Source organism: Flavobacterium sp. (assembly GCF_035760125.1).
In the GTDB taxonomy this organism is placed as follows: domain Bacteria; phylum Bacteroidota; class Bacteroidia; order Flavobacteriales; family Flavobacteriaceae; genus Flavobacterium.
Genome location: NZ_DASTTN010000540.1, coordinates 1 through 12,786 on the forward strand (window position 1 = coordinate 1; position 12,786 = coordinate 12,786).

Here is a 12,786-nt window from a genome sequence, read left to right on the forward strand (position 1 = left end):
AAAGACCATAAGTGAAAAAGGTCTTTAGTATTATGTTGTCTTTTTTATCTTTAATGGTGTAATAGTAATAATTCCATTGGTTGGTTGGGTCGGGATGCTGGCCGAATGTTTTTTCCAAATAAACTAGTCCTTCCCAATCGAAGATGTTTTGTTTTCCCATGTATTGATCCCATTCCGTTTTTTCGATATCCTGAATGGTATTTTTTTCTTCAATAAAAAGTTCCTGCTCTTTTGATTCTGAAATCTTTTCTGTTTTTTTGCTATCTATTCCAAAAGCCTGTCTGATTTTGTTTTCGCTATTATTAGTTTCTTCCAAAGCTTTGGGAAAGTGATATTCCATTGTTTCAGCTAATGCTTTAATATCTTGCATTTGATTGTGACTGGATAGCGTAATTCTAATTCCTGTATTTTTGATAGGTACAGCAGGATATATCCCCAAATTCAGAAAAAAACCTTCCTTGAATAAGCGGTGTACAAAGTTATATGATGTTACTGGCGTACCCATTCCTAAAAAGAAAACAGGCGAATCGTTTTTTGAAATTATCGGAAGGTTTCTTTGCGACAGCAATTGGTTGAAATAGGCAATTTTATCTGCCAAATCATTTTGCTTTTTTGTTATCTCGGGAGTTAAATGAATATTTGCCGATGCAATTGCAGCTGCTACAGATGCAGGCTCTAACTGAGCTGAAAAAGTAAGAGGTCCACCAAAATTTTTAATTTTGTCCCTCAATTTCTGATTCTTGCAAAATACTGTTGCGCCACTGGCTCCAAAGGTTTTACTTAGTGTGCTTACCACAATACAATTTTCAGGTAGTTCTTTTATTGCATCAAAAACAAAACCAGTTCCGTTGTTACCTCGCCAACTCATACCGTGAACATCGTCAAAATAGAGATTCAATTGAGGATATTTTTGAGTCAAAGCCAATAATTCCGGAATTGGAGCATAATCACCAAACATGGAATATACCCCATCAGCCATATACCAAATTTTATTGCATTTGGAGATTAGCTGTTTGATTTTATCTTCGAGCATATCGAGATTGCTATGTCTAATCATTTCTACTGGAATCCCCCTCAGTTTTAAAAGTTGGCAGGCATTTTGAACGCTCCAATGTACTTGATGATCCATGATTACAGCATCTTCATCTCTAATGAGTGTTGGAATAATTGCTAAATGACCTAGCGTACTGTTCTTGGTGATAATAGGTGGAATACCATACATCTGTTCGACTTTGCTTTCCAGTTCACTGTATAGTGGATGTGAAATATATGATTTTGAAAGTGGGAATTGTGTACCATAATTGTGTATGGCCGCTATTGCTGCCTCCTTCAATCGTATGTCTTGTTCGAGTCCCAAATAACCAGTTGTTCCGAAATGAAACATTTCCTTTCCCTTGATTTGGATTGTCCTGCCTGTTAAAATTTTGTCTTCCGCATATAAGTGCAAAACACCTTCTTTTTTAGCTACTGATAAAACCTCATCCACTGTATCGATGAAGTTATTGTGTTTAATTTTTGCCATTGGTTAGATCTTTTTTGGTGTTATTAAAAAATTGAATTTTAAAAGTCATCATAAAAAATGAAAGTTATTTCATCTAATTCTTCAATACTCCCAAATTGACAAGACAAATTCCCGAATAGACAACAAATACTACAAATTGCAACAAATACTCCCAAATTGGCAACTTTTATATTTATAAATGTTTCTATTTTTGTTCAATTATAATTCTTTAATTCATAAAACATGATTGCAGCACATGATTTTTATGAGAATGACTATGCCCGATTTTGGATTGCCGATGGTATTCTCTTTTTTTTATATAAACCTGATACTATTATTGATCTAAAGGTTGCTCAGTGTGTTGTAACGGATAGAATTCATTTTCAAAACGAAAGATCTTATCCTGTTTTGTGTGATATTCGAGGTGTTATTTCAACGGAAAAAGCAGGAAGAGATTATTTGGCTCAATCTGGCTCCATATTGACTCAAGCCGTGGGTCTTATCGTTCACGAAAAAGTATTATTGACGATTAGCAATTTTTATTTACAGGTTAGCAAGCCTTCTGTACCTACACAAATTTTCACTAAAGAAGATGACGCTTTGGTTTATTTGAAGCAGTTTATATAGAGGGAAAAATATAGAGCACAGAAAATAGAGTATAGAAAAAAGATAGCATTAAAGTTACCATGGAGAGACCGCATAATCAAGAACGTATTGTTACGATGCATCAAATGCTATTTGAGATGGCGCGTGGCAACTTTAATAGCCATATTCCCTTAAGTTCCTATGATGACGAATTGGAAACACTTGTTGTTTTAATCAATATGGTTGCCGAAGAAATGAAAGAGTCCATTTTTCAAGTTGGCTATGTTAATACGCATAGGACACATCAATTTACAACTCAAAGCACTTTTGTTTTGGATGCCTCTTTTTCTATCAAAAGTTTTACTCCTGAAGTTATTTATTTTTTAGGTTATTCGGAATCTGAGTTGATAAACTTACCTTTTCCATGTATTATTACTATGGATTCCTTTCAACAGTTTCAAGAAATACTCAATACAAGTATTACATTGCCAATAACTATTGCATTAGATTTTACACCTAAAGAACATTTACCTGTTTCTGTTGCTTGTAGTATTGGAAAGCTAATTAATCGTTCGGAAATTATATTAAATCTAGTTACTCCTGTTCGTCATGATTCCTATAGCTCTTTAGCTTATGAAAATGAAAACGAGAAACATAATAAAACCCGAAAAGCTGATGTTCTTTTGATTCAGAAACTTTATGACTATATATTGGCACATCTTGAAGAACCTCTTCCGTCACTAAAAGTGCTTTCATCTGAATTTGGTACTAATGAACATAAATTAAAAGATGGTTTTCGTCATTTTTTTAAGACCAGTATTTACCAGTTTTATAATGATGAACGTTTGAAAAGAGCTTCTTTTATGATTGAACACACCACGATACCTTTGAAAAATATATCGGTGATGAATGGCTTTAACAATTATCCCAATTTTTCAAAATCCTTTAAAAAGCGATTTGGTTTTTCACCAAACGAAATGAAGCGCAATGAAATTGGTTTTATTTCTTTAACGGAAGATTAAATTTTAGTCTTTCAAACTTAATCCGTTTTGGTTAAGTTATGCTCCCGATAAAACAAGTGTTATTGTTTTGAAATTCAGAATTTTACTTTGTGGAACTAAAATCTATGAAGCTATGAGGTTGAATATCAAAATACAGAATTTATTTTTAGAGTTTATTTGTTTGCTATATATACTATTGTTTGTATATGCCGCTGTTAGCAAATTAATAGATTTTGACAATTTTCAGGCGCAACTTGGTCAATCGCCTTTACTTAGCGCTTATACAGGATTTGTCTCATATACAGTGATACTAATAGAAATCATTATTGCAGTATTATTGTCAATACCCCGATTCCGTTTAATCGGATTGTTTACATCGTTTTGCTTAATGGTAATGTTTACAGCTTATATAATTATTATTACCAATTATAGCTCCTATGTTCCTTGCTCCTGCGGGGGAATTTTGGAAAATATGGATTGGAATGAACACTTAATTTTTAACATTTGTTTTGTTGTTCTCGCAGTTATAGCAATTTTAAGCATTATTAATATTAGTAATGAAAATGAAAGTAGTGGAAATAAAATAAAATCTAAATACTCATTAGATAATAAGAGTGCTACAATACTTTTGGGAGTACTGACTTTCATCTGTTTTACATTTATTGTGGGTCTCTACATTTCTTCCGATGATCTGATGCATAATGAAAATCCATTTATTCGCAGATTCATTCAGGGTGCCTCTATCAAAATGGAAGAGAAGGATGTAAAAAGTACTTCGTTATACTTTGCGGGGTCAGAGAACGGCAAAATTTTCATAGGAGATAATCTCGCCCCATTGCACATTTTAGAATATGATTCCCTCTTACACCAGACAGAGCATTATAAAATAAAATTAGAACGTGAAAATTTTCCCTTTCGCTCCGTACAGGTCAGGATTGCACCACCCTATTTTTATGTAACCGATGGAACTGTACCCGTAATTTTTAAGGGAAATATTTCGGATTGGAAAGCGTCAATAATAATGGACAACAACTCTTTCTATTTTTCCAAGGCTGTGATAATCGATTCATCCACTATTGCATTCCGAGCTCGCCAGCAAATAACACTTGATAATATTCTCGGGACATTTAACTTCAAGGATGGTTTAACCGTTATACCAACAACATCATTGTTAGAAAAACAAATTGATGGCTTTTTTGACACTGACGGCACTATGCATTATGATAAAGAATCCAAAAAATTTGTATACACCTATTTTTATCGCAACCAATTTATAGTTGCAGACAATACCCTAAAATTATTATATCGTGGAAAGACAATAGACACCACTGCGCACGCGAATATTAAAATAGCGTTCATTAAAAGTACAGGCGAAAGAAAGTTTGCCTCGACTCCTAAAGTAGTAAATAATTTAAGCGCGATTTCTGGAAATTTACTTTTTATAAACTCGAAACTAATTGGTCGATATGAAAGTAGAGCCATGTGGAAAAAAGCAACTGTAGTCGATATTTACGATGTTAATAAGGGGATTTATCTTTCTAGCATCTATCTCTACAACGTTGAAAAATTAAGAGCAAATGATTTTACTATAATTGGTTCCAATCTTTATGTATTGGTTGGCAATTATTTACACCACTATATTTTAAACAGAAATCTTATCAATGGAAATAAAATTACCGGCCGGTAGCAGGGGTGAGATCGAAAACCTGAAAAAGAGTAGATCGTATTTTTTTTAATTTAAATTTTATTATCATGAAAACATTCATTAAAGTAATGCTACCAGTGGCAGCATTTGCACTCGCAAGCGCAGGGGCCGTAAGCACCAATGCTCCTAAAAAAGCTGATGGTAAAAAACCGCCTATCGCTGCATTTGTACAGAATCCATCATCTACTTCTTGTACGCCAGTGACTGCAAATTGTTCAGAGACCAACACACATGTGAATTGTATGTCTATTGAAATCCCAGCAAAACGAGCCTTTCTAAAAGATGCTTCAAATGCCTGTGTGGTCGAACTTTGGAGAATCCAATAGTTCAATTATTAATTATGCAGTTTCCATATTTCGGAAACTGCATATTTTTCACTTTTTTGCAGTCGTGTTACTATTAATCATCCATGGTTTTATCGGCTCCTCTTTTAGATAATATCCAAACCAATCCTGGATACGAGTGGTTAAATCTATTTGGTTCTTTTGATTCGAAAGAATGTGCCCCTCATCTGGATAAGCAAGCATTATATTTTTCTTTTGCAACCTTCGCAAAGCAATGTAAAATTCCATCCCTTGCTTACTTTGTACATTTGTATCATTAAGTCCAACCCATGTTAATATTGGAGTTTGAATATTTAAAGCTTGAGCAATAGGAGAATTTCTGTAATATGCTTCTTTATCTTCATAGAATGATTTAGCCATTCTATATTGCTGATTTTCATAGCGCCAAGCCTCCGGTAATTTATTGCTGCTATTAATCGTTAAATAATGGCTTACAATATCAGATACTGCAGAACCGCTGACAGCGGCTGTAAAAATATTGGTTTGCGATATGATAAAGTTTGCTTCATAACCTCCAAATGAATGCCCAATCAACCCAATTTGTAAGGGATTAATTACATCCATACCAATTACCTTCTTGACTGCAGAAACGATACAATCAGTTGCCGAAATTCCGGGATTACCACTGTCATATGCAATATCTGGCAGCAGTACAAAATAGCCTTGAGTGGTAAAATTGGAGATGTTGAAACCTATGCTATTTTCATTAGATGGGTTCACATAATGATTGAGTTCACCCGATACTGTTGAGTAAATATAAACCACCATTGGGTATTTTTTCTCCTTACTATATCCTGCAGGATAAAATAATGCACCATTCAAGGGACTTCCATACTTGTTTTTAAAATGAATCATTTCTGAGTGACCCCATTTGAAATTTTTCTGATGCGTGTTGCTTGTAACCAAGGTAGTCACTTTTGCAGTTTCGGATGTCATATACTTTATGCAGGGAGATTGATCATACGTTTGCTGTTGGTAAATAAAGGCATTGCTTTCCCGTGCCTTTAGTAAATTACTTATGGCTCCATTTGTATGTGTTAAAAGTCTTTCCCCTTTTTTAAAGTCCAGTAAATAATATGCTGAACTGGCATCACTAAGGTTAACAGCACTAATTAATATTTTTTCTGAAATATTATAACTGGCTGATGTCAAACCGGAATAATTTACCTTAATTTCGGTATTGTCGGACGATTCTGCAAATCTGAATTGTATTCCTTTTTCCTTGCCTTTCGTTAACCTATGCTTGGATTTTCCATCGGGAGAAATTGCCCAAATGTCGTTGTAGTCATAATACAATGCCCATTTATGATTGGTTGTCCATCCCGCATTGCCCCAAAAACGCAACTCATCACCAGGATCTTTCTTTTTATTGTCCCAATCCCCCTGTAGATCTTTAGTAACATTAACATGGGTTGCTTGTGCAATATTGTAAACCCACCAATTACTATCATGATAGTAAGTGATATATTTTCCATCAGGTGAAGCGGTTATAGAGCCACTTTGACCATTGTGTTTTTGAAGAAATAGCCACTTTTTTCCCGTTCTTAAGTCATTAAGGTAATAGTCCATGTCGGCAAACCTTTTATATTGTGGTTCATAAGTAAGCGGATTGGCAGTAATGGCGTAATCCTGATTGCCAGAAAGCATGCCCCACGACAACTCATTAGAAGTAATAGGAAAAATTCTATTTGTATTGGGCCACCATACCGCAAGTAACTGAACATGATCTAGTGAGGCAAGCTGTTTCCGGTGTGTATATAATCTTTTATCGTCTCCATGCCAGATTTCTACATTTGTATCAAATACAGATTTATCGATTGCTTTTGGACTATAGATCCCAAAAAAAACTTTTCCTCCATCATCGGATATTGACAATTGGAGATTTGGATTGGAATCAATTTTAATAGCAATCTTTTGCGAAAAAGGATTGAGAGTATGTAACTGATGTTTCGAGATTTGGTAGGTATAAAGTATATCCCCTACTTCCTTTGAATTGGTGGGAACACCATAAAAAGCCACTGCCGTTCCAGTTCTATTCCATGTGAGATTATTTAAGGGATAATCAACATTGGCTATAATTAACTCCTGTTCAATATCCTGTTTAAAACTTAAAAGGTGAACAGCATATTTGCCATTTACCAAAGTACTATAGAGGAGTTTATTTTTTTGGTTATTCCAGCGATAATCAACAACATCACTGATGTTTTTCTTAAGCATTCCACTATTGCCATATATCTTAATTTTCAAAAGATTTTTTAAGGAAGATTCAGAAGTAACCAGAAATAAACCAGAGGATGTGAATTCGTATTGCAATACATTAGGAATAACACTTTTGTTTCCATCGGTAAGATTGATTAAGTTCAGACTGTCTTTTGATAAACACCCAAATGTATCCTCACTACTAAATTGACCGTTGTTACTACCCGGGAATGCATATTCTAAGTTGTTCGTGCTATTCTTTATAAACAGTGTGTCTTTTTTGGTTTTGTAAGTTCTAGTGTAACTTATCCAGTTGCCTTTGTTTGAAATGGATTCCAATTGCAGTGTGCTCCATAAGTGGTAATCGCTTTCAGTCACTATCTTGGGTAGCACCTGTCCCGCTAAGGGACAGGGAACTAACCCAAAAACGAAAACGGCCATGAAACCGTAGACGAATCTTAAATGGGTTTTAGAAAATAACATTAATAACCTAGGTTTTGTGGATGTAGGTTTGGATTGGCCAACAATTCATTATTAGGAATGGGCCAAAACATATCATTGTGATCCCAGCCTATTTTAGAAAGAGAAAGCACGCTGTCAAGATTGTTTGTTCTTTTTAGATCAAAAAATCTATGCCCATATTCTGTGAAAAGTTCATGTCTACATTCATTTAGTACTGCAATTACAATTTCTGCAGCAGTAGCAGCATCAGTATCTCCTAATCCTGCCAAATGCCGAATTTTATTTAAATCCTCCTTTGCAATACTAAGCTCACCCTGCATTGCACGAGCTTCAGCTCTTATTAGATACTGTTCAGCCAGCCTGAATACTACGGAATATTCCAAAGAGGATCCTGTATTTGTATTTTGCTTGTATTTATATGAATGAAACCATGTTTCGATGCCATTAGTAACGGTGGCTATCCAGTGTTCTTTCCTTTGGTCACCGGCCTCAAATGAAGTTACAAAATCGGTGGTGAGTGCTATCAGTGGCGGAGGCCCAGTTAGAAAAATAAAAAGTGAGCCTTCATCTGTATTATTGCCTTCGAGTTTCGGCATAAATTGCCAGATGGTGGTCGTACTTGATTTCAAAAAGATATTGTCCAGATTCGTTTCCCAAATATATAATGGATTGTTGATTACTGCCGAGGCCTCATTTGAAGCTTCTGTCCAGTCACCGTGATATAAATAAACTCTGGCAAGTAATGCATGTGCGGTGGCTTTGTTTGCCCGCACACGTTCAGCACTCACATATTCTTCGGGCAGTAAAGAAATGGCTTCCTTGAGATCACTAATAATATGCCCGTAAACTTCCTCTACCGGTATGCGTGAAACAAGTTTATTCACATTGTAATCTGTAGTGGTTACATAAGGAATATCGCCATAGATATTAGTAAGATAGAAATGAACCAAGGCACGCACAAACAGCGCCTCGCCCTTGAACTGATTGCGATCATTTGCAGCTAAAGACACTGCATTATGCACTCCTTCCATAATGGCATTCGTGCCGTAGATTTGCTTGTAGCTTTCATTCCACACAGAAGCCGATACCGGACTCGATCCAAGCATGGTATTGGTAAATTCCGCATTGGTGGCTGAGCTGTAATAGGTTAGTTCATCAGCGTACAAACCTAAAGTATAGGATGTACCAAGTGTCTGTCCGCTTAGCACACCAGTATCTCTGAGTTTTGCATAAATATCTGCCATTGCAGCGTTTGCGGTATTCCTGTCTTCAAAAACACTATTTCCCGTTAACTGTGAATCGGGAGTATCTACATCTACAAAACTATCGCATCCGGTCAGGCAGGATAGGAAAATAATTAACAAAGTCGTTATTGATTTCATGTCTGTATTTTTAAATTAAAAGGTTATTTGGATTCCGGCAGAATACACTTTAAGCGGGGGCAAATACGATGAGTATGCCAGTTCTGGATCACCGTTATTAAAGGAGGTAAAAGTCAAAAGATTCTGTGCCTGAAAAGATAATTTGCAGTGTACATCTTTAGGAAATTGCAAAGGCAGATCGTAGGTCAGAGAAATATTTTTCAGTCTGATATATGAAGCATCAATGATGGCAGCATCACTATCACTGTATTGGTAATAGGCACTGACCACCTCTCCGTTTGTTCCCGTTGTATACGGTTGATTGGGTGATTGGTCGCCCAGCTGTTGCCAACTGTCGGAAACACTCGAAAGCTGGTTGATAAAATCACCCGGCACACCTGGTCTGTAACTAAAGTTTTTCTGTTTTACGAATTGAAATAGAAAATCAAGCTGAAGTTTTTTATAAGTCAGTTGGTTTTGTAACCCGCCAAAGTATTTTGGAGTAAGATCTGCCACCACATTACGGTCATCTGCGTATGTAATCTGGCCGTCACCGTTAACGTCCTCAAATTCATATATGCCGCTTTCGGGATTCATACCCGTAAAATGGTACAGTCTAAAAATATTTATGGACTCACCAATTACATAACGATTTGCATATGTTGAACTTTCAAGCCCCGGAAATGCAATAAGTTTATTCTTGTTAGCAGAAAGATTGAGATTGGTTATCCATGAAAAATCCGCACCTTGAAAATTTACTGTCCGTAATGTAAATTCAAGTCCAGTGTTCTGGACTGTTGCATCCAGATTGGCTGTAAGTGAGTTGAAACCGGTAGTCGCTGGCAACGGTATTCCCACTAATTGGTCGGAAGAGCGGTTTTGGTACCAAGCGGCAGTCAAAAATATGCAATCGTTTAAAAATCCTGTCTCAAGTGCAATCTCTAATTTTTTATTAGTTTCCCATCCGAATGCAGGGTTGTAAAGTCGCGAAGGTTGTAATCCGATAGTACCCTGATACGTATTCCCCGAGGAAGTATAGGTGTCTAAAAATTGGTAATCTCCTATTTGATCATTGCCAGTACTTCCATAACTAGCGCGTAGTTTTCCAAAACTTAGTACAGTATTATCATTTAAAAGAGGTTCATTAGTAAATAACCATGCAGCTCCCACCGCGCCAAAGTTGGCGAACTGCTTGCCTGGTCCAAAACGACTTGACCCATCCCTTCTGCCTGTAATATTGATTATATATTTGCTGTTCCAGTTATAATTTATCCGTGCAAAAAATGCTTGGTATTTGTAAACCGTTTCATCGCTGCGCGATACCGTTCTTATGGATGCGGAGGCAAGATTATGGATGAGATTATTACTGGAAAAGTTGGCTCCAAACTGGAAAAGTCGGTTGGTGAGCTGGCTTTGAAAAGTGCTTCCCAGAAGTGCTACCAGTTTCCCTTTTCTTATCGTTTTAGACCAGTTCAATTGCGGTTCTGTAATCCAAGATTGGCGAGAGGTAGCATTAGTGTTTAACGACGAATATTGGCTTCCAACTCCATAAGAAGGATCATACATCGTGGACGGTCTAGTGCGACTTTCGTTATTCGTAAGGTCAGTAAATCCAAAGTTGGTTTTAAATTGCAATTCCGGCAGGAAATTGTATGATAGCACGGCATTAGCATTTAAACTATTGATTCGCGAGAGAAATTCTGATTTCAAGTCCGCAAGAGGATTGGCCCAAGTACTGTTTTCCCAGTTAAGTTCCCCGTTTTCTGTATATAATGTGGGAGCATTAGGTGCCAATAAACGTGATGTGGCAGTAAGATCAACACCGGGTTGATTGTTTTTTTGGGTATTATAACCCGCAGAAAACAACAATTTAAATTTCTGGTCGTCACTTGTGTGGTTCATACTAAAATGCACAGATCCTTTACCGTATTCAAAATCACCAGGGACGACAGTACCTTCTTTTCTGTAATTACCATTCAAAAGGTATTGTGTTGCACTATTTCCACCAGACACCGAAGCTTGAAAATCAGTAATTACGGCTGTACCGCCTATTAAGACTTTTTGCCAGTCCGTGTATCGATTTGAATCCCATGTACCATTGACATCATAGGCATAAGGAGGATATTCTGTATATCCGTCATTGACGAATGCCTTTCTGCGCATCGCTAGGTATTGTTCCGTATTCATCAGGTCAAGCATTCGTGTTACTTTTCCAACTGCTGTTGATGCACTGGACGAAAAAATAGTTTTGCCGGCTTTTCCTTTTTTGGTCGTAATTAACACGACGCCGTTAGCACCCCGAGAGCCATAGATTGCTGTAGCATCTGCATCTTTAAGTACTTCCAGACTTTCTATCTCTGATGGGTTAATGCTGTTTATTGGGTTTGTTAATGATGGTGTAGTACCCGAAGTTTGACTAAATCCAATGGTTTCTGATGAGAACGGTACTCCATCAATAATATACAACGGATCATTTCCATCTGCTCTTAAGCTGTTTATTCCCCTGATTTTTATCTGGAAATTCCCCCCGGGAGATCCGCTTTCCTGTACAATTTCAACTCCAGCCATACGGCCTTGCATGGTGGCCAATACATTGGAAACGGGTTGCTTCTCGATGTCTTTGGAAGTGATACGAGCAATGCTACCGGTACGTTCGCTGTTTTTTACGGAATAGTATCCCGCATTGATCTTGACCTCCTGCAGTTTGGTAGTGCTTTCCTGTAAGCTAATATTAATGGTAGTTCTCCCTTGAACGTAAACCTGTTGCGTTCGGTATCCTACATACGAAAAAACTAAGATGTCTTGTGGTGCAGCAGAAAGGGTGTAATGACCACTATAATCAGTGGCAGTGGCAATCTTTGGTTTCCCCTGTATCGAAATACTGACTCCCGCTAAGGGATTACTCCCATCGGTCACAGTTCCCTGTATTTGATGTTGTTGTGTCTTTATAAAAGGTTGCCAAAGAAAAGTAGCGGCTTGAATAGGCGAAAAAGACAGCATCGCTCCCATAAAAAACAGGAAACAAAAAGCCCTTCCACCCCTGGAAAATGAAAAATTATTCATAATATTGGGTTGGTTAAGTGAAACGTTAGTTTATTTAGCTACGGTCCTCTATTCGTCCGCCAAGAAGAGTTAGAGGGCCATTTTTTATTAGTCGAAAGACTAAAGTCTTAAAGTCGAAAGTTTGACGAATGACTGAAAGAGTGGATGAGATTTTTTTATTGCATAGGCATTTCATTTAAAGTTTTTTTAAATAGGAAAGCCTACTGCCATTGTCTGTTGCAGCCAGACGGTGGCAGTGTCTTTCCAAACTAATTCATTATTAAAAAATGATATTGCGAGACTAAAAGAAAGAAGCAGTGCTAAGAATGGAAGTTGAGTTTTTACCTAATTAATGGCAATAAAAAAGGCATGGAACTCAGCTTACTGCATCAGAGGTACTGGTATACCGAGCAACAATAAGTGAGCCCACGCCATGGGACGTGAGCATCATACTTATTACCTCGTTGCTAAAAATTACCAGTTTTCTGATACGAGATTCTAAGCGAATGCTTCAAATATTTTATATGAAGGATCGCAAAAATACAATTCATTTCTGAATAGGACACAAATATAAAAATATTTTTCA

At 36.8% G+C, this 12,786-nt stretch carries 8 protein-coding genes; 4 read left to right on the plus strand and 4 right to left on the minus strand.

The features are described 5' to 3' along the window. Positions 1-1,522 (minus strand): aminotransferase class I/II-fold pyridoxal phosphate-dependent enzyme (locus VFS71_RS19165; protein ID WP_326403267.1); only part of this gene is annotated, 1,522 nt, incomplete at its 3' end. A gap of 222 nt (positions 1,523-1,744) precedes the next feature. Between VFS71_RS19165 and VFS71_RS19170 the strand changes: the two genes are divergently transcribed. From VFS71_RS19170 to VFS71_RS19185, 4 genes are all read left to right on the plus strand, one after another. Continuing rightward, entirely contained in the window at positions 1,745-2,128 is a 384-nt protein-coding gene (locus VFS71_RS19170) for a hypothetical protein (RefSeq protein WP_326403269.1), read from the plus strand. Between the two features lie 59 nt (positions 2,129-2,187). Beyond that, positions 2,188-3,108 (plus strand): helix-turn-helix transcriptional regulator, encoded by a 921-nt coding sequence (locus VFS71_RS19175; RefSeq protein ID WP_326403271.1) that lies wholly within the window; start codon positions 2,188-2,190, stop codon positions 3,106-3,108. A 112-nt stretch (positions 3,109-3,220) separates the two neighbouring features. Continuing rightward, entirely contained in the window at positions 3,221-4,774 is a 1,554-nt protein-coding gene (locus tag VFS71_RS19180) for a DoxX family protein (RefSeq protein WP_326403272.1), read from the plus strand. Positions 4,775-4,839: 65 nt separating this feature from the next. Next, entirely contained in the window at positions 4,840-5,118 is a 279-nt protein-coding gene (locus VFS71_RS19185; protein ID WP_326403273.1) for a hypothetical protein, read from the plus strand. 48 nt (positions 5,119-5,166) lie between these two features. Here the strand turns inward: VFS71_RS19185 and VFS71_RS19190 are convergent, their stop codons facing one another. The 3 genes from VFS71_RS19190 to VFS71_RS19200 are packed head-to-tail and all read right to left on the minus strand — an operon-like array spanning position 5,167 to position 12,221. Next, positions 5,167-7,818 carry an alpha/beta hydrolase family protein gene (locus VFS71_RS19190; protein WP_326403274.1) on the minus strand — a complete coding sequence of 884 codons (2,652 nt, stop codon included), beginning with the start codon at positions 7,816-7,818 and terminating at the stop codon, positions 5,167-5,169. Then, positions 7,818-9,179, minus strand: coding sequence for a RagB/SusD family nutrient uptake outer membrane protein (locus VFS71_RS19195; protein WP_326403275.1), 1,362 nt, complete (start codon positions 9,177-9,179; stop codon positions 7,818-7,820). The genes VFS71_RS19190 and VFS71_RS19195 overlap by 1 nt, the downstream gene beginning before the upstream one ends. A 15-nt stretch (positions 9,180-9,194) precedes the next feature. After that, positions 9,195-12,221, minus strand: coding sequence for a SusC/RagA family TonB-linked outer membrane protein (locus VFS71_RS19200; RefSeq protein WP_326403276.1), 3,027 nt, complete (start codon positions 12,219-12,221; stop codon positions 9,195-9,197). Between the last annotated feature and the right edge of the window lie 565 nt (positions 12,222-12,786).